Raw genomic sequence first — 18,119 nt, forward strand, 5'->3', positions numbered from 1 at the left:
TCGCTTCGCTCATGCGGGCTACGGCTATCTCCTCGCCGACGGAGTGTGGTCCACTTACTCACCGCGCGACGTCCAGCGTCACCCGAACCTCGACGGTCTTGCCGCCGCGGAGCACGCGCAGCACCACCCGGTCGCCCGGAGCCTTGTTCTCCAGCGCGCGCGTCATGTCCTCGGGCGACTCCACCGCCTGCCCGTCGACCGCCAGCACGACATCGCCGAGCGCGAAGCCGCCGTCTCGCGTCAGCCTCGCCGGAACGAGCCCCGCCTTCTCGGCCGCCGAATCCTGCTCGACATCGAGCACGAACACGCCGGACAGGCCGAGCCGCGCCGACAGCGCCTCGTTGGCCTTGGGATCGGTGCGGATGCCAAGGCTCGGGGTGACGTAGCGGCCGCTCGCGATCAGGCGCGGCACGACCCGGTTGACCCTGTCGACGGGCACGGCGAAGCCGATACCGGCAGAGGCGCCCGAGGGGCTGTAGATCGCGGTGTTGACGCCGATCAGCCGTCCCGCGCTGTCGAGCAGCGGGCCGCCGGAATTGCCCGGATTGATCGCGGCATCGGTCTGGATCAGTCCGTTCAGGGTGCGGTCCTGCGTGACCTGCAGGTTGCGGTTGAGCGCCGAGACGATGCCGGTGGTGAGCGTGCTGCTGAGACCGAACGGATTGCCGATCGCGAACACCTTCTGCCCGACCTTGAGGTCGGCGCTGGTGCCGAGCGGCAGCGGCTTCGGCCGGTCGACGCCGACGCCGATCACGAGCACCGCCAGATCGTTCTCCGGACTGGCGCCGACCAGCGCGGCGCGGAACGAGCGTCCATCGGTCAGGCTGACCAGCGCCTCGGTCGCGCCTTCGATGACGTGATAGTTGGTGACGACGTGGCCGAGGTCGTCCCACACGAAGCCCGAGCCGGTGCCGGAGCGCTCCTGCTGCGAATTGCCGGTCCACGGGTTGACCGATTGTTGAACGGTCGTGATGAAGACGACCGAGCCGCTGCGGCTCTCGAACAGCGCGATCGTGCTCTTCTCGTCGGCGGCGAGATCGCCGCGCGGCGTGATCTCGCGGGGCTTGGCGCGCATCCCGAGCAGCTCGGCCTGGATCAGCGGAAAGGTCTGCCAGGCCATCATGAGCAGCAGCGCCGTCGCCGCCACCGCGAACAGACGCGCGGCGAAGCTCCATCGGCTCATCTCGACATTCTCCGTGTTCGGTCGCATCACCGCCGATTGATTCACCGGCCGGGCGGCGCCATCAAGAGCCGTGATGCGATCGCCGCCGGTCAGAAAGACCGGTCAAAACGAAAAGAGCGCGATGAGATCATCGCGCTCGTCGAACTCATGCGGCTGGATGAACGCGACGCGCCTACATCCCGATGTCGATCATCGAGGGCAGTTGCGCCAGCGGCAGCACGGTGACGCCGACCAGGGTCGCGACCATCGCCATCAGCGCGCGGTTGCCCTGGCGCTTGCCGCGCATCTGCTTGGCGACCCATTCCAGCGCATCGGTGCGAATGCCCCGCGCATTGATCGGAGCCCAGCTCTCGATCGCCGTCTCCGGCGACAGCGCAACGCTGCGCGGCGGCACCGGCAGGCCGGAGGCGGCCGCGGTGTGATGCGCCACCGCCTTGGCGAGCAGATCCTCGAACCGGCCGTCGTCCTTGCGCTCGGTCGCGGCGGCATCGATCGCGAACAGCGCCTCGGCCTCGGCGCGGCTGACCGGCACGTCGTTGATCGCGGCGGCGCTCAGAATGCGCGCGCACCAGGCTGCGTCATCGGCATCGAGCACGCGGGAGAAATGCACGCGTCCCGCCGTGGTCGGCCCCTCGCCGGTGATCACGCCGTCGCGCACGATGCCGAGCGCGAAGGCAGCGGTCTCGCAGGAGGACGGTTCGAGACCATCGATGCCGATGGTTTTTGGTGCAGAGGTAGCCATGTTCTCTTCTCAGTTGCTGTGTTGACCCACCTTGTCGGCGCGCGTCTGAACGAGTGGTTAACGGTTCGAAACGGTGCTGTGGGTTTTTGTATCGGTTGCCGATTTGCCGCAGTGACCTCGATCACGGTTCAAAGCCGTGGGGCGTCCTGGGGGCGGCGTGTTGCGACCAGCAGATGGCGAAATCTGGGCAAGCGGTCGTCTGACGGATGTTTCGCCGCAGCCCGGGAACTCAAAAGAAGTTGTTGGCCTCGTGAGCTTTGGGGCAATTATCTTCTCTTTTCCGTCAGCCGGTTCCCTTTCGCGGCGGTATTTCCTATACTGTTTGGAAGATTTATTCCCACCACCTGCAATGAATTGAGGACTGCCATGGCTCTCCAGATCGGCTCCACTGCCCCCGACTTCGAGGCAGACACCACCGAAGGCAAGATCAAATTCCACGACTGGATCGGCGACAGCTGGGCGCTCCTGTTCTCGCATCCGAAGGATTTCACCCCGGTGTGCACCACCGAGCTCGGCGCGCTGGCGCGGCTGAAGCCGGAGTTCGACAAGCGCGGCGTCAAGCTGATGGGCCTGTCGGTCGACCCGGTCGACAACCACGCCAAATGGTCGGAGGACATCCGCGAGACGCAGGGCGCGGCGCCGAACTATCCGATGATCGGCGACACCGACTACAACGTCTCCAAGCTCTACGACATGCTGCCGGCGGCGATCTCCGGGGACCCGTCCAAGCGCAGCGCGGCCGACAACCAGACCGTCCGCAACGTCTTCATCATCGGCCCGGACAAGAAGATCAAGCTGATCCTGGTCTACCCGATGACCACCGGGCGCAACTTCCAGGAAATTCTCCGCGTCATCGATTCGCTGCAGCTCACGTCGAAGCACCGCGTCGCCACCCCCGCCGACTGGAAGCAGGGCGAGGACGTCATCATCGCCGGCTCGGTGTCCGACGACGAGGCCAAGACGATCTATCCGAACGGCTGGAAGGCGCCGAAGCCCTATCTGCGCGTGGTGCCGCAGCCGAAGTGAGGTCGGCAACCGACGTTTGACGACGTCATCCCGGGACGCCTCGCAGAGGCGGCCCCGGGATCTCGGTCGACTGGGATTGCACTCCGAGCGCTTCGGGCCGATGCCCCTTCATCCCCGCGGCGTGACCCAGTCCGCGATCAGCAGCCCCGCTGTCGCCGACACCGCCGTGACGAACACGCCCCAGCTGATATCGACCGCCACCACCGTCCAGGTCCACTGCTTGAGCATCGCGAGCGAGGTCAGCTCGAAGGTCGCGTAGCAGAACAGCCCGAACAGCGCGCCATAGAGCAAGGTCGAGCGCCAAGTCGCATCAAGCGTGCCGCTGACGAAGATCAGCACGCCCACGACATAGAGCAGATAGAACAGCACCGCCGGCACGGGACGGATCTCGCCGAGCATCTCGCCGACCTGCGACTGGAAGAAGCCCTTGGCGACGATGCTCAGGAACGGGATGTCGAAGCCGAGCAGCACGGCCAGGGTTGCAAAATACAGGACGGCGTAGCGGCTCAAGGACGGCTCCTCCTTCACGTTTCACGCACTGCCGTCGGCGCGGGATCGGCCGGTGCCGTCAGCCGCGACGCTTGGTCTTGGGCTTCTTTCCACCAGGCGCCTTCGACCGTGGGCTATGAGACGGAAACGCCGGTCCGCCACGGCTGGACTTGTCGCCGTGCTTCTTTTTCTTCGTGAACGCCTGGGCATGGCCGGACTTCGACGGCGGAGCGTCGTGATGCGCCCTGCTCCGCGGCGGAGCTTCCTTGTCCCGGCGAGGCTGATCGCGATGCAGCGGATGGTAGGCGCTTTCCTCTGCCTGGCGCCGTGGCTCGGCCTCGCGCCGCGCCGCCCGCTTCTCCGGACGCGGTTTGTCGGCGGCCCCCTGCCCCGACGGCGCAGCCGCCAGCGGCTCGATGCGGATCGTATCCTCCTTGTCGGGACGGCGGATGTTGGCGGCGAAGGCGTCCGCGACCCGCGCGGCGATCTCGAACTCGGTCGTCGTGTCCTGGATCTTGATGGCGCCGATGTCGTGCTTGTCGATGCCGCCGCGCCGGCAGATCATCGGCAGCAGCCAGCGTGCCTCCGCATTCTTCCTGCGCCCGATCGTCGCCCGGAACCAGACGCTCGGCTCGCCCATGCCGTGGCGGGCCGACGGCTTCCCGGTCTTCGTTCGGGGCGACGCTGGCCGCTCCTCGCCGCGCGCCGGCCGGGCGGTGTCGCGACCACGATCCTGGCGCGGGCGGCCGCGGTCCTGGCCCGGATCCAGAATGTCCTCCGGCGACGGCAGCCGCGCGCGATAGAGCCGCGCCAATGCGGCGGCGATGTCCTCGGCCGACCGCTCCGCCAGCAGCGCTTGCGCGAGCGCCAGATCCTCCGCCGTCGTCTCCTCGGTGAACACCTGGTCGTGCAGCATGCGCTCCTGATCGAGCTTGCGGATCTCATCAGCTTGCGGCGCCGCGCCCCACGCGGCCTCGATGCCGGCGAGGTTCAGCAGCGTTTCCGCCCGCCGCCGCCGCGCCGGCGGCACCAGCAGCACGCTGACGCCCTTGCGGCCGGCGCGGCCGGTGCGACCCGAGCGATGCTGCATCACCTCGGGATCGTTCGGCAGCTCGGCATGGATGACGAGATCGAGATTGGCGAGATCGATGCCGCGCGCCGCGACGTCGGTCGCCACGCACACCCGCGAGCGGCCGTCGCGAAGCGACTGCAGCGCCATCGTGCGCTCGTTCTGCGTCAGCTCACCCGACAGCGCGACGACGGAAAAGCCGCGCTCCAGCAGCGCCGCCTGCAGATGCCGCACCGCCTCGCGCGTGTTGCAGAACACGATTGCGCTCGGCGACTCGTAGAAGCGCAGCACGTTGACGACCGCATGCTCGACATCGTCGGCGGCGATGCGGATGGCGCGGTACTCGATGTCGGCATGCCCGCCTTCATCGCCCTCGACCTCGATCCGGAACGCGTCGTCCTGATACTGCTTCGCCAGCGCCACGATGCCGCGCGGAAAGGTCGCCGAGAACAGCAGGGTCCGGCGCGTCTCCGGCGTGGTCTCGAGAATGAACTCCATGTCCTCGCGAAAGCCGAGATTGAGCATCTCGTCGGCCTCGTCGAGCACCACGGCCTTCAATTCCGAGATGTCGAGACGCCCGCGCCGCAGATGGTCGCACAGCCGCCCGGGCGTGCCGACCACGATATGGGCGCCCGCCTCGAGCTCGCGCTGCTCGCGGCGTGGATCCATGCCGCCGACGCAGGAGACAACGCGCGCGCCAGCGTGCTGATAGAGCCAGCCGAGCTCGCGCTGGACCTGCAGCGCCAGCTCGCGCGTCGGCGCCACGATCAGCGCCAGCGGCGCCGCCGCCGGCGCGAACCGTTCGGCGTCACCCAACAGATTCGCCGCCATCGCCAGCCCATAGGCGACGGTCTTGCCAGACCCCGTTTGGGCCGACACCAGGAGGTCGCGATCGACGGCGTCGTCCGCGAGCACCGCGAGCTGGACGGGCGTGGGAGTCTCATAGTTGCGCTCGGCCAGGGCGCGGGCGAGCGGCGGATGGGTCGCGGGAAAGGGCAATTGACGGAAAACCTCGTTTGATTCCGATGGCTTTACGCCATGCGGAGCGAAATCGCCATGCCCGCCCGCACCCAATCAACGCGGCGCTCCCCGGCCCCCCGCTACGCCGCTACTCGTCGCTCCACGGCCAGTGCCAGTGACGCCAGCCCCAGTTGCGGGGCCCGCTGCTGTCCATCGCCGCCTTCTGCTTGTCGTCGAGCGAGTCGTAGAGCGCCTGGAACGCTGGCCGGACGATCTTGATCGCCTGCTGCATCGTGTCGAGGCGCTGCTCCGCCAGCGCGAGGCGGTCGGTCGCCTTGGCCGGCGGCGTCGCCGGGCAGTCCTTCGTGATCAGCTCCGCAGCTTTGGCCGATGCCGCCTTGAGATCATCGAGCCGCGCCCGCTGCGTGTCGTTCGGCTTGATGGCCGCCTCGATCTGCGACATCCGCCATTCGGCAAATCCGGCCATGCGGGGATTGCAGAGGAAGCCGAACCCCCGGCCGCCCATCATCCCCGGCCCCATCATCATGCCCGGCCCCCAACCCGGTCCGCCTGCGCCCGGCTGGGCAAGGCCCGGGGCGGCGGTGACGGTCACGATTGCGGCTGCGAACACCAGCGCGCGTGGATCTAATCGCATGGCAGAACTCCTCGACGTGGCACCAATGAGTTCGCGCAAACTAAGCGCACGGCGAACTTGCCTTTTGAGCAAGATCAACGGACCAATGATGGGCGACGGCCAAATTGAGGAGATGACAACGATACGCAGCTATCGCTGGATATGGACGTCGGCGGTCGCATCGGGCTGCGGGACGTTGGCTCATATAGGCCTGATGGAGCTCAAGAGCGGGCTTCACCTGTTGCCGCAGTTCGATCCCGCCTCGGCGCTGCTCGATACGCTCCAGCCCCTGTTCGCCCGAGCGATGCAGGACGGGGCGCCGCTGTGGCTGCTCTCGCAGCTCAACGGAGCCTTCCTGATCGGCCTGCTGTTCGGGCGCTTCTTCCACCGCCTGCCCGGCGGCAGCGGTGTCGCCAAAGGCTTCCTGCTCGGGCTCGCCGGCTGGCTGCTGCTCGGAATCGTGTTGTTTCCCGCCATCGGCCTTGGACCGTTCGCAACGTCGCTCGGGCTGGGCGCCGGCCCGGCGCTGTTCTCGCTGGCGATGGTCGAGGCGTATAGCGTCGTGCTGGGCGCCGTGTATGCGGCTCTGCAGGGACCGGATCAGAAGATCGAGGTCGGCCGCGGAGACGGCGGTCACGTCTGAGCGCCGCCGGGAGGGACCCCTGGCGTCATTTCGAAAAGACCGAATTTTTTTCTTTCGTTTTCTCGTAACTCATGTATGATCCGCGTCGTCCTGCCCATGCAGAGGGACGTACGCGTCGTCACGAACGTCGGTGCGGGATGCGGTGGCCGCGATTCATGCCGGACGCGCATTTCGCGCAGACGACCGGCATGATTGCGGACGTGAAGTCGCAGCGTCCCGATACCCCGAAGCTGGTATCACGCTCGTGACGATGCTTGCGCATCGCGCGGACAATGGTGGCCAACAAGCCGGCGCACCAGGGAGACTGCGTATAAGCGTGAAGACCACCGCGCAGGGAATGCCGGAGTGTTCGGCTTTGCCTGTGGTACCTGCCGCCTGCATTTTTTTCGCAGGCGGGCCATGGGTGAGGCCTTCACCCGGCATTCCCTGCACCCTCTCGTTTGCGGAGGGTGAGCAAGCAGCAGAAACTCGGGCCCATCGTGCCGCGGGAATGCGAAGTCATGTTTGGCGCGTTCGATCAACACACGGTGTCATTCCGGGACGCCCGCACGGCGAGCCCCGGAATGACGTTGTGGAGATGGTCGTCGGTCTCACGCCAATCGTCGCGCGTGGCGACATGACGGTGTCGCAAACAACAGCAAGCCGATCGGCCAAGTTGATCGCCCATCGCACCGCGACTTCAAGTCCGCACCGCAGCAAACGCAGAGCAGCAAACTGCATCCCCGCTGGCGCAATGGCATGGGACTTGCTCAAATCGCACATCAGTTCGTCGCTTGCGGAGACATGGAATGCTTGAAGGAGCCGAAGTCCGGCTGGCCGTCGATATCGGGGGCACGTTCACCGATATCGTTCTCGACATCGGTACGCAGCGCCGGACGCGCAAGCTGCTGACCACGCCGACGCAGCCGGAGCAAGCCGTGCTGGACGGCACCCGTCTCATTCTCGCCGACGCGAAGGCGCGCATCTGCGACATCGATGTCTTCATTCACGGCACCACGCTCGCGACCAATGCCATCATCGAGCGCCGCGGCGCCAGGACCGCACTGATCGCAACGTCCGGCTTCCGCGATGTTCTGGATATTGGAACCGAGAGCCGCTACGACCAGTACGATCTCTCGATCGACAAACCGAAGCCGCTGGTGCCGCGCTCCCTGCGCTTCACCGTGCCCGAGCGCGTTGATGCCCACGGAGACGTCAGACTGCCGCTCGACGAAGCGGCGGTGCGCGCGCTGGTGCCGCAGTTGCGCGCCCTCGATGTCGCCAGCATCGCCGTCGCCTTCCTGCACGCCTACGCCAATCCCGCGCATGAGCGCCGCGCTGCCGAGATCCTGACCGAGGCGATGCCTGATGTCTCGGTCACTTTGTCCTCGGCGGTCTGTCCCGAAATCCGGGAATACGAACGCACCTCGACCGCGGTCGCCAACGCCTATGTGCAGCCGTTGATGGACAGCTATCTCGCGCGCATGGAGCGGGCGCTGCAAATCGAGCAGTTCCGCGGCGCGATCTATCTCGTCACCTCGGGCGGCGGCGTCACCTCGATCGCCACGGCGCGCCGCTTCCCGGTGCGGCTCGTCGAATCCGGTCCCGCGGGCGGCGCGATCTTCGCCGGCCAGATCGCAGCTACGCTCGGCGAGCGCAAGGTGCTGTCGTTCGACATGGGCGGCACCACCGCCAAGATCTGCCTGATCGAGAATTTCGAGCCGGAGAGCTCGCGTGTGTTCGAGGTCGACCGTGCCGCGCGGTTCCTCAAAGGCTCGGGCCTGCCGGTGCGCATCCCCGTGATCGAGATGGTCGAGATCGGCGCCGGCGGCGGCTCGATCGCGCGCATCGATGCGATGAAGCGCGTCACCGTGGGCCCGGAGAGCGCCTCTTCCGAGCCGGGTCCGGCCTGCTACGGCCGCGGCGGCCAGCGCCCGGCGGTCACCGATTCCGATGTCGCGCTCGGCATGATCGATCCCGACGCGTTTGCCGGCGGCACCATCAGGCTCGATCCCGAACTGTCGAAACAGGCCCTGCTCCGCGACGTCGGCGCCCCGCTCGGCTTGGACGCCGAGACCGCTGCCTACGCGGTGCACGAGGTCGTCTGCGAGAACATGGCGAGCGCGGCGCGCGTCCATGCCGTCGAGCGCGGCGCCGTCATCGGCCAGCACACGCTGATCGCCTTCGGCGGCGCAGCGCCACTGCATGCCGCGCGCGTCGCCGAGAAGATCGGCGTCGCCAGGGTGATCGTGCCGTCCAATGCCGGTGTCGGCTCGGCGGTCGGCTTCCTCGCCGCACCGATCGCCTATGAGCTGGTGCGCAGCCGCCATGCGAGGCTCGACGATTTCGACACGGCGCTCGTCTCCACTCTGCTGCAGGAGATGGCCGATGAGGCCCGCGCGCTGGTGGAGCCTGGTGCGGCCGGCGCACCGTTGCGCGAGCGCCGCTCGGCTTTCATGCGCTATGTCGGCCAGGGCCACGAGATCAATGTCGAGTTGCCGAACCGCCCCCTGACGGCGGACGACCTGCCCACCCTGCGTACGACCTTCGAGGCCGGCTACGCCGCGCTGTTCGAGCGCCCGATCCCCGGTGCGGCGATCGAGGTCCTGAGCTGGTCGGTGCTCGCGACGACGGATGCGCACCAACCGCCCGCCGTCACCGAGGTGCAACGCAAGCCTGCGGGCAAGGCTGCGGGGCACCGCAGGTTCTTCGACGGCCGCGCCGGACGCTTCGTCGAGATCCCGCTGTATCGCCGCGAGCAGATGGCGCCGGGCGCGGTCATCGCCGGCCCCGCCGTGATCGCCGAGGACGAGACCTCGACTTTCATCTCCAACAGTTTTGACGCGCATATCGATGGTGCCGGCAGCATCGTCATGGAACGGAAGGCGGCCTGACAATGAGTCCATCACAGAGCAGCCTGATCGACTTGCAGATCATGTGGCACCGGCTGATCGCCGTGGTCGAGGAACAGGCCCAGGTGCTGCTGCGCACCGCCTTCAGCCCGATCGTGCGCGAATGCGGCGACCTCTCCGCCGGCGTGTTCGACCTGAACGGCCGCATGCTGGCGCAGGCCGTCACCGGCACGCCGGGCCACGTCAACTCGATGGCGGAGTCGGTGAAGCACTTCATCGCGCATTTTCCGATCCACACGATGAAGCCCGGCGATGCCTACATCACCAACGATCCCTGGATGGGCACCGGGCATCTCAACGATTTCGTCGTCACCACCCCCTGCTTCAAGGACGGCCAGCCGGTCGCCTTGTTCTCCTGCACCAGCCATCTGATGGATATCGGCGGCATCGGCTTCGGCCCCGACGGCACCGACGTATTCATGGAGGGGCTGTACATCCCGATGCTGAAGCTGATCGACCAGGGCGTCGTCAACGAGACGCTGATGGCCATGATCCGCGCCAACACCCGGCTGCCGGTGGACACCGAAGGCGACACCTATTCGCTCGCCGCCTGCAACGATGTCGGCTGCCAGCGCCTGGTCGAGATGATGACCGAGTTCGGCATCGCCTCGCTCGATGCGCTCGGCGACTACATCTGCGACCGCTCGCGCGACGCCGTCCTGGCCGAGATCGCCAAGCTGCCCAAGGGCACCTGGCGCAACGAGATGGTGGTCGACGGCTATGATGCGCCTGTCACCCTGAAGGCGGCGCTGACGATCTCGGAGAGCGGCATCCACGTCGACTTCGACGGCACCTCGCCCGCCTCGAAATTCGGTATCAACGTGCCATTGTCCTACACCACGGCCTACACGGTGTTCGGGCTCGGTTGCGTCGTGGCCTCCGCGATCCCCAACAATGCCGGCTCGCTGTCGCCGCTGACCGTGTCGGCGCCATCGGGCGCGATCCTCAATGCGCCGAAGCCGGCGCCGGTCGCCTCGCGTCATGTCATCGGCCAGATGCTGCCCGACGTGGTGTTCGGCTGCCTGCGCCAGATCATCCCCGAGCGCGTGCCCGCCGAAGGCACGTCGTGTCTGTGGAATCTCAACGTCCGCGGCCAGACCCGCTCCGGCGCCGGCGGCAATTACGGGTTCTCGATGGCGGTGACGTCGAACGGCGGCACTGGCGCCCGTTTCGACAAGGACGGGCTGTCGGCTACCGCCTATCCCTCCGGCGTGCGCGGCACGCCGGTCGAGATCGCGGAGACGCAGACGCCGCTGATCTTCTGGCGCAAGGAGCTGCGGCCGGATTCCGGCGGCGCCGGCCGCACCCGCGGCGGCCTCGGCCAGATCATCGAGGTCGGCAGCGGCGTCGACGCGCCGTTCGACATCCTCGCCGCCTTCGACCGCATCGACCACCCGCCGCGCGGCCGCGACGGCGGCCACCATGGCGAAGCCGGCTATGTCGGGCTCGCGTCGGGCAAGAAGCTGCGTGGCAAGGGTTTTCAGACCGTGCCGCCGGACGACCGGCTGGTGGTGCTGACGCCGGGCGGTGCAGGCATCGGCGATCCCCGCGAACGCGCGGCGGAGCTCGTGCAGAGCGATGTCGAGAGCGGGCTGGTGTCGGCGGACAACGCGGCAAAGGTCTACGGGCAGGCGCGGTGAGATCTCATGCCAGTCGAAACATTGGTGGCCTCATGGTTCGAGACGCGTCGCAAGAGCGACGCTCCTCACCATGAGGGTTTAGCACCGCTATCGGTGCTGCACATTGACCATGAGGGGCGTCCTCATGGAGAGGATCAGCATCTGGCCGCGCAACGAGCCCTCATCCTGAGGAGCCCGCCGCAGGCGGGCGTCTCGAAGGATGGCCACGACCACACGGCTCGCCAAACCTCTTCCATTTCCCTTAGCTCAGCAACGAAGCGGAGACACTGATGATCACGCGACGGACGTTCACGGCAGGTGCAGCGGCGCTGCTCACGGCGAGCCAGGTCTCGACAAGGGCACGCGCGGCGACGACCAACTGGGACATGTCGACGGTCTGGCCGGAGGGCAACTTCCACACCCAGAACGCGATGGCGTTTGCCGAGGAGGTGAAGAAGCAGACCAACGGCGCCGTCAACATCACCGTGAAGGCAGGCGGTCAGCTCGGCTTCAAGGGCCCGGAGCATCTGCGCGCGGTGCGCGACGGTCTCGTCCCGCTCGCGGACGTGCTCAACATCCAGCAGGTCGGCGACGAGCCCTTCATGGGCGTTGAGAGCATCCCGTTCCTCGCCGGCTCGATGGACGAGCTCAAGGTGCTGCACAAATACGTGCGGCCTGAATATGAGAAGATCGCCGCGCGCAATAACCAGAAGATCCTCTACATCGTGCCGTGGCCGACGCAGTATCTGCACCTGAAGGTCAAGACATCAGACGTCGCCGGCCTGAAGAACATCAAGATCCGCGTGCCCGACAAGAACGCGGTCGACATGCTCAACGCCATCGGCATGGCCGCGGTCATGATCCCCTGGGGCGAGACGATCCCGGCACTGGCCTCCGGCGCCGTGGCGGGCGTCTCGACGTCGTCGGTGTCGGGCGTCGACGGCAAGTTCTGGGAGTTCCTCAAATACATCTATCCGACCAACCATGTGTGGTCATCGCAGATGCTGAACGTGAACCTTGATTCCTGGAAGGCGCTGACGCCGGAGCAGCAGACAATCATCACCGACATCGCCGGCAAGATGGAGCCGACCTTCTGGGCCAACTCGGTCAAGGCCGACGTCGACAGCCTCAACCGCCTCAAGGAAGGCGGCATGGAGGTGGTGCCGGTCTCGGACGCGATGATGACCGAGATCCGCGCCAAGACGGCGCCGCAGATGGAGGCGTTCCTCAAGCGCGTGCCGGCAGCGGAAGCGCCGGTGAAGGCCTATCTCGCCGAGATGAAGCGTGGCTGAGGCCCTCGCGGAGCCGCCGCCGGGCCCAACGGCGAGCCTCAACGCAGCGGCGCCCGCGCCGCTGCGCATTCTGCTCGACGTCATCGACCGGCTTGGCCGGCTCGACGGCTGGATCGGCGGCGGCTGCCTGCTGGCCCTGACGAGCCTGATGCTCGCCGAGGTCACGACGCGGGCGCTGTCGAATGTGCTGCCGTTCTTCCCGCCGACCATCTCGATCGCGTGGGAATACTCATCCTATCTGATGGCGGCGTCGTTCACTTTCGGCGCCGCCATGACGCTCCGCGTCGGCGGCCACATCCGCGTGGTGCTGCTGCTGAAGAACGTGCCACCACCGCTGCAGCGCGCGCTGGAGGTACTGGCGGCGGCCGCCGGCTTCGCCTTCATGGCATTCCTGACCTCCGCGATGACCAAATTCGCCTACGGCTCCTTCATTCGCGGCCAGGTCTCGACGTCGAGCGACACGCCGCTGTGGTTTCCGCAAGCCGTCGTCACCTTCGGCATGCTGTTGCTGACCCTGCAATTCCTCGCGCGCGCCATCCAGGCCGCGCTGGGACTGCCGCTGGAGGATCACCGCATGAAAGCGTCGCCGGTCGAATGAGAGAGCGCGCCCACGTCGCGACGATCGGTTCGCCGCGAGCAGCGGCCGCCGAACTACGCAGTTCTTGTCCATCAACTGATAGGCGAACTCTCGCCCCGCACGCGGTGCGCCCCCTCTCCCCGTCCTTACGGGGAGAGGGTTGGGGTGAGGGGCAGACGCACGGGAAGTGCGTGCGGAGAGACCTGTACCCCCTCACCCGGATTGCATCTAGCGATGCAATCCGACCTCTCCCCGCAAGCGGGGCGAGGTTGCACCGCGCTCGCCACGCGAGATGTGCACATCAGAGGCTCGGGCAGCAGCGATGGCAACCACCCAACTTGCCGTCCACAACCCATTTCCCGCCCGCCTCCCTCACCGCGGACTCCCCCTCCCCATGACCATCGAAGTCATCAGCCTGTTCGTCATCCTGTTCGCGCTGCTCGCCGGTGGCCTGTGGATCGGGCTGACGCTCGCCTTCACCGCGACCCTGCTGCTGGCGATGTTCCGGTCGATCCCGCTCGACAAGCTGCTTCCGCAATATGCCTGGAACATCCTGACCACCCAGGAGCTGCTGGCGCTGCCGCTGTTCATCCTGATGGGCGAGCTGCTGTTCCGCACCCGGCTGTCGCGCTCGCTGTTCCAGGGGCTGGCGCCATGGGCCGGGCTGCTGCCGGGCCGCCTGCTGCACGTCAACGTCATCGGCTGCACCATCTTCGCTGCGATCTCCGGCTCCTCGGCGGCGACCACGCAGGTGATCGGCCGGATGTCGCTCAACGAGCTGCTGCGCCGCGGCTATTCGCGCGACATCGCGATCGGCTCGCTCGCGGGCGCCGGGACGCTCGGCTTTCTGATCCCGCCGTCGAACATCATGATCATCTATGGTGTGCTCGGCGACGTCTCGATCCTGAAGCTGTTCACCGCCGGCGTATTGCCGGGCCTGCTGCTGGCCGGCACCTTCATGGGCTGGGTGATGCTGCACACGACGCTGAAGCCTTCGATGGTGCCAGAGGCGGAGGCGCAACTGTCACAGGTGCCCTGGGCGGAGCGGTTCGCGGCGCTGAACGATCTCGCCCCTGCCCTGTTCCTGATCGCCTGCGTCCTCGGCTCGATGTATGGCGGGTTGGCGACGCCGTCGGAGGCCGCCGCCGTCGGCGTGCTCGGCGCGGCGCTGGTGGCCTATTTCCAGGGGGCGATGTCGCAGCAGGTGGTGCGCGACGTGATGATCGGCTCGGTCATCACCTGCTCGATGATTGCGCTGATCGTGCTCGGCGCCTCGATCCTCGGCAATGCCGCAGCGTTCCTCGGCATCCCCCAGGCGGTGGCCGCCTTCGTCAAGGGACTCGGCCTGTCGCCGTTCATGCTGATCGCCGTGCTGATCGTGTTCTACCTGATCCTCGGCTGCTTCCTCGACGGCTTCTCGATGATCGTGATGACCTTGCCGATCGTGCTGCCGATCGTGAAGGGCGCCGGCTTCGACGAGGTGTGGTTCGGGGTCTTCCTGGTGCTCGCCGTGGAGATGGCCCAGATCACGCCGCCGGTTGGCTTCAACCTGTTCGTGATCCAGGGCCTGACGGAGGACGGTCTCGGCTATATCGCCCGCGTGACCGCCCCCTATCTCGCCATCATGGTCGCCTTCGTGCTTCTGCTCACGCTGTTTCCGGGCATCGTGACCATCCTGCCACGATTGCTCTACGGGTGAGCAGCCGTGTCAGGCCGCGCGCATGCCGTCGAGGAACTTCTGCACCTCGGCCTTCAGCCGCAGGCTTTCACTGGACAGCGCCTGGGCCGAGGCGAACATCCGGTTGGAGCTTTCGCCGGTCTCGCCCGCTCCGCGCGCCGCGCTGCGGATGTTCTCGACGACCTCGGCGGTGCCGGTCGCAGCCGAGCGGACGCTCTGGGTGATGTTCTGCGTGGCGGCGCGCTGCTGTTCGACGGCGGCCGAGATCGAGGCGGCGATCCCGTTGATGCGCTCGATGGTCGAGCCGATCGCCTTGATGGCGTCGACCGATTCCTGGGTCACGGTCTGCATGTTGGCGATCTGGCTGGAGATCTCCTCCGTCGCCTTGGCGGTCTGGCCGGCCAAAGTCTTGACCTCCTGGGCGACCACCGCGAAGCCGCGGCCGGCATCGCCGGCACGGGCGGCCTCGATGGTGGCGTTGAGCGCCAGCAGGTTGGTCTGCTCGGCGATCGAGGTGATCAGCTTGACGACGTCGCCGATGCGGTTGCCGGCGTCGGACAGCTCCTTGATGCGCTGGTCGGTCGCGGTCGCCTGGTTGACCGCCTCGGCGGCGATGGCGTTGGACTCCTGCACGCGACGGATGATCTCGGCGATCGAGCCGGACAGCTCGTCCGAGGCAACGGCCGCGGTGCGGACGTGCTCGGAAGCGCTTTCCGAAGCGCCGGCCGAATGGCCGGACAGGTCGGCGGTGGTCCGCGCGGTCTGGGTGAGCTGGCGCGCCTCGCGCTCGAACTCGCCCGACGACGTCAAGACGTTCTCGATGATGCCGCCGATGCTGGCCTGGAAGGAATCGACGAAACGCTGCAGCTCGGCCTTGCGCTGCTCGACAGCCGCAGTGGCCGCGGCCGCCTGCTCCTCGCGCATCCGGCGCCGCTCGCTCGCGGCACTGCGGAACACGACCAGGCTGCGCGCGATCTCGCCGATCTCGTCGCTGCGGTCATCGGACTTGATCGCAACGTCCTCGCGCCCCTCAGCGATTGCGGTGAGCGCGTCGGTCACGGCGGCGAGAGGCTTGGTGACACGTCGCACCGCCAGCATCGTCAGGCCGAGCACCAGCAGCGCAGCGATCGCCGCGGCGACGACCATGGTCCGCATCGCCTGCGACAGCATGGCGTCGAGCTCGGCCATGGGCACGCCGACATAGAGAATGCCGATCACCTTGTCCGCCGGATTGGTGACGGGAAAATAAGCGGTCATGAACGACTTGCCGAACAGCGTCGCGGGGCCCTTGTAAGCCTCGCCGCGGCGCAGCAGCGCCTGCGCCGGATGATCCGCGGCAAGCTGGGTGCCCACAGCGCGGTCGCCATTCTCCTTCTTCACGTTGGTCGAACGGCGGACGAACTGTCCGCTGTCATCGACCACGAACAGCGTGGCGCTGCCGCCGACATAGGACACCGCGCGATCCACGATCGCATGATCCTTGATCTCGGGAATCGCCGGAATCTCGATGCGCGTAACGACGCCGTTCTGCACGCTGACTTTCGCATCCTTGAACGTCTCGGTGAACGTCAGCGCAAAGGTGCGCAGATTGCCTTCGATGTCGCGCTTGGCGCGATCGGTGAAATCGGAGGACAGCGACCAGTACGCTGCGCCGACGACCAGGGCGGTATTCAGGGCGATCACGACAACGGCGCCGATCAGCGCCTTGGTGCCGAGTTTCAATTTGACGGACACGTCATAAACCTTCCAGGGGAACTGCAACTGAATCTCAAAGTGCCCGTAGTTGGTTTCAAAGCAGTTATTTTCCGGAACGTAGAATACCGGAACTCACGATAAAAACGGCAATAAGATACCCTGATCATGTCCTCCTCCCCCATCATCGTATGGTTTCGCGAGAGCCTGCGGCTGTCCGACCACCCCGCGTTGTATGAAGCCGCGAAGTCGGGCGCTCGGATCGTTTGTAGTTACGTCCACGATCAGGAAAGCCCCGGGTTGCGTCCGCTCGGCGGCGCGTCGCGCTGGTGGCTCGCGCAATCGTTGCGTGCACTCCAGGCCGAACTACATGCGCTCGGCGCCGACCTCGTGATCCGGCGCGGACCCGCGGCCACCGCGCTCGGCGAGCTGGCACGCCAGACCGGCGCGAGCGCGGTGCACTGGAACGATGTCGCGCAGGCCGCACCGCGCGCCGTGGCTGCCGATGTCGAAGCAGCACTCGCCGAGATCGGCGTCGCCTCACGCGTGTTTCCCGATGACCTTCTGGTCGACCCCGCCGAGTTGCGCGGCAAGGATGGACGCGGCCCGCGCGTGTTCACGCCGTTCTGGAAGCGCGTGCTCGCTCTGGGCGATCCGCCGAAGCCGCTGCCGCGGCCGGCCCGGCTGTCGCACGCCCCGGGCGTCACGAGCCTGACGATCGACGAGCTCGCGCTCGAGCCGAGCAAGCCGGACTGGGCCGGTGGACTGCGTGCGACATGGCAAGCCGGCGAGCGCGCGGCGCAGGCGCGCCTCGCCAGCTTTCTCGAAACGGCCGTGCAGACCTATGCCGCCAATCGCGACCGGCCCGACATCGAGGCGACCTCCCGGCTGTCGCCGCATCTGCGCTTCGGTGAGATCAGCCCGCGCCAGGTCTGGCATGCGGCGCGATTTGCCGCTGCCGAGCGCCCGGCTTCCGCCGCCGGCATCGACAAGTTCCTGAGCGAGCTCGGCTGGCGCGAGTTCAGCCGGCACCTGCTCTACCACAATCCCGACCTCGCAACCCGCAACCTGCAGCCGTCCTTCGATGCCTTTCCCTGGGCCGGGGATGATGCGGCGCTGCAAGCCTGGCAGCGCGGGCGAACCGGCTATCCAATCGTCGACGCCGGGATGCGCGAGCTCTGGCATACCGGGAGCATGCACAACCGCGTCCGGATGGTCGCAGCCTCGCTGCTCGTGAAGCACCTGCTGATCGACTGGCGGCGCGGCGAAGAGTGGTTCTGGGACACGCTGGTCGACGCCGACCCGGGCAGCAATCCGGCAAGTTGGCAATGGGTTGCGGGATCGGGCGCCGATGCCGCGCCCTACTTCCGCGTCTTCAATCCCGTGCTGCAGGGCGAAAAATTCGATTCTCGCGGGACCTATGTCCGCCGCTGGGTCCCGGAGCTGGCACGCCTGCCGGCCGCGCTGATCCACCAGCCCTGGGCGGCGAAGCCGCTCGAGCTTGCCGAGGCCGGGGTTGCACTCGGCCGCACCTACCCGGCGCCGATCGTGGATCACAAGCCCGGGCGGGAGCGCGCGCTGGCAGCCTACGCGAGCTTGCGCGCAAGTGATTAGTTGGGGCGCG

The 18,119-nt window shown here is 67.0% G+C and carries 14 protein-coding genes; 8 read left to right on the plus strand and 6 right to left on the minus strand.

What is annotated here, in order from left to right:
- Positions 1–58: 58 nt before the first annotated feature.
- Positions 59–1,183 carry a S1C family serine protease gene (locus ACQR1F_RS08650; RefSeq protein WP_434912835.1) on the minus strand — a complete coding sequence of 375 codons (1,125 nt, stop codon included), beginning with the start codon at positions 1,181–1,183 and terminating at the stop codon, positions 59–61.
- A gap of 172 nt (positions 1,184–1,355) precedes the next feature.
- Positions 1,356–1,925, minus strand: coding sequence for a hypothetical protein (locus ACQR1F_RS08655; RefSeq protein ID WP_434838322.1), 570 nt, complete (start codon positions 1,923–1,925; stop codon positions 1,356–1,358).
- A 366-nt stretch (positions 1,926–2,291) separates the two neighbouring features.
- On the opposite strand from ACQR1F_RS08655, the gene ACQR1F_RS08660 reads away from it, so the two are divergent.
- Positions 2,292–2,951, plus strand: a complete 660-nt coding sequence (locus ACQR1F_RS08660) for a peroxiredoxin (RefSeq protein ID WP_315804903.1) — start codon at positions 2,292–2,294, stop codon at positions 2,949–2,951.
- Positions 2,952–3,059: 108 nt separating this feature from the next.
- On the opposite strand, the gene ACQR1F_RS08665 is transcribed toward ACQR1F_RS08660, so the two are convergent.
- The 3 genes from ACQR1F_RS08665 to ACQR1F_RS08675 all read right to left on the minus strand — a co-directional run bounded on the left by ACQR1F_RS08665 (position 3,060) and on the right by ACQR1F_RS08675 (position 6,124).
- Positions 3,060–3,461: a DUF2177 family protein gene (locus ACQR1F_RS08665; protein ID WP_434886679.1), complete on the minus strand. Its 402-nt coding sequence runs from the start codon at positions 3,459–3,461 to the stop codon at positions 3,060–3,062.
- A gap of 58 nt (positions 3,462–3,519) precedes the next feature.
- Positions 3,520–5,508: a DEAD/DEAH box helicase gene (locus ACQR1F_RS08670; RefSeq protein ID WP_434912836.1), complete on the minus strand. Its 1,989-nt coding sequence runs from the start codon at positions 5,506–5,508 to the stop codon at positions 3,520–3,522.
- A gap of 109 nt (positions 5,509–5,617) precedes the next feature.
- Positions 5,618–6,124: a Spy/CpxP family protein refolding chaperone gene (locus ACQR1F_RS08675; protein WP_315804900.1), complete on the minus strand. Its 507-nt coding sequence runs from the start codon at positions 6,122–6,124 to the stop codon at positions 5,618–5,620.
- 112 nt (positions 6,125–6,236) lie between these two features.
- Here ACQR1F_RS08675 and ACQR1F_RS08680 point away from each other — a divergent pair, with 112 nt between their 5' ends.
- The 6 genes from ACQR1F_RS08680 to ACQR1F_RS08705 all read left to right on the plus strand — a co-directional run bounded on the left by ACQR1F_RS08680 (position 6,237) and on the right by ACQR1F_RS08705 (position 14,824).
- Positions 6,237–6,746 (plus strand): DUF6789 family protein, encoded by a 510-nt coding sequence (locus ACQR1F_RS08680; RefSeq protein ID WP_315804899.1) that lies wholly within the window; start codon positions 6,237–6,239, stop codon positions 6,744–6,746.
- A 788-nt stretch (positions 6,747–7,534) separates the two neighbouring features.
- Complete coding sequence (locus ACQR1F_RS08685) at positions 7,535–9,619, plus strand: hydantoinase/oxoprolinase family protein (RefSeq protein ID WP_434847782.1); 2,085 nt, start codon at positions 7,535–7,537, stop codon at positions 9,617–9,619.
- 2 nt (positions 9,620–9,621) lie between these two features.
- Positions 9,622–11,277, plus strand: coding sequence for a hydantoinase B/oxoprolinase family protein (locus ACQR1F_RS08690; RefSeq protein ID WP_434893563.1), 1,656 nt, complete (start codon positions 9,622–9,624; stop codon positions 11,275–11,277).
- Between the two features lie 269 nt (positions 11,278–11,546).
- Complete coding sequence (locus ACQR1F_RS08695) at positions 11,547–12,548, plus strand: TRAP transporter substrate-binding protein (protein ID WP_434912837.1); 1,002 nt, start codon at positions 11,547–11,549, stop codon at positions 12,546–12,548.
- Positions 12,541–13,146: a TRAP transporter small permease subunit gene (locus ACQR1F_RS08700; protein ID WP_434912838.1), complete on the plus strand. Its 606-nt coding sequence runs from the start codon at positions 12,541–12,543 to the stop codon at positions 13,144–13,146. The genes ACQR1F_RS08695 and ACQR1F_RS08700 overlap by 8 nt, the downstream gene beginning before the upstream one ends.
- Before the next feature lie 373 nt (positions 13,147–13,519).
- Complete coding sequence (locus ACQR1F_RS08705; RefSeq protein WP_434912839.1) at positions 13,520–14,824, plus strand: TRAP transporter large permease; 1,305 nt, start codon at positions 13,520–13,522, stop codon at positions 14,822–14,824.
- Positions 14,825–14,833: 9 nt separating this feature from the next.
- Here the strand turns inward: ACQR1F_RS08705 and ACQR1F_RS08710 are convergent, their stop codons facing one another.
- The gene (locus ACQR1F_RS08710) at positions 14,834–16,537 is read right to left on the minus strand and encodes a methyl-accepting chemotaxis protein (RefSeq protein ID WP_434912840.1); all 1,704 of its coding nucleotides are present in this window, start codon (positions 16,535–16,537) and stop codon (positions 14,834–14,836) included.
- A 126-nt stretch (positions 16,538–16,663) separates the two neighbouring features.
- On the opposite strand from ACQR1F_RS08710, the gene ACQR1F_RS08715 reads away from it, so the two are divergent.
- Positions 16,664–18,109, plus strand: a complete 1,446-nt coding sequence (locus tag ACQR1F_RS08715) for a cryptochrome/photolyase family protein (protein ID WP_434912841.1) — start codon at positions 16,664–16,666, stop codon at positions 18,107–18,109.
- The last annotated feature ends 10 nt before the right edge of the window (positions 18,110–18,119 follow it).

Source organism: Bradyrhizobium sp. HKCCYLS3013 (genome assembly GCF_051167615.1).
GTDB lineage: Bacteria > Pseudomonadota > Alphaproteobacteria > Rhizobiales > Xanthobacteraceae > Bradyrhizobium.

Bases quoted from the DNA above. Each gene is read 5' to 3' on its own strand.
- ACQR1F_RS08650 (WP_434912835.1), bottom strand. From the start codon at position 1,183: ATGAGCCGATGGAGCTTCGCCGCGCGTCTGTTCGCGGTGGCGGCGACG.
- ACQR1F_RS08655 (WP_434838322.1), bottom strand. From the start codon at position 1,925: ATGGCTACCTCTGCACCAAAAACCATCGGCATCGATGGTCTCGAACCG.
- ACQR1F_RS08660 (WP_315804903.1), top strand. From the start codon at position 2,292: ATGGCTCTCCAGATCGGCTCCACTGCCCCCGACTTCGAGGCAGACACC.
- ACQR1F_RS08675 (WP_315804900.1), bottom strand. From the start codon at position 6,124: ATGCGATTAGATCCACGCGCGCTGGTGTTCGCAGCCGCAATCGTGACC.
- ACQR1F_RS08680 (WP_315804899.1), top strand. From the start codon at position 6,237: ATGACAACGATACGCAGCTATCGCTGGATATGGACGTCGGCGGTCGCA.
- ACQR1F_RS08685 (WP_434847782.1), top strand. From the start codon at position 7,535: ATGCTTGAAGGAGCCGAAGTCCGGCTGGCCGTCGATATCGGGGGCACG.
- ACQR1F_RS08690 (WP_434893563.1), top strand. From the start codon at position 9,622: ATGAGTCCATCACAGAGCAGCCTGATCGACTTGCAGATCATGTGGCAC.
- ACQR1F_RS08695 (WP_434912837.1), top strand. From the start codon at position 11,547: ATGATCACGCGACGGACGTTCACGGCAGGTGCAGCGGCGCTGCTCACG.
- ACQR1F_RS08705 (WP_434912839.1), top strand. From the start codon at position 13,520: ATGACCATCGAAGTCATCAGCCTGTTCGTCATCCTGTTCGCGCTGCTC.
- ACQR1F_RS08715 (WP_434912841.1), top strand. From the start codon at position 16,664: ATGTCCTCCTCCCCCATCATCGTATGGTTTCGCGAGAGCCTGCGGCTG.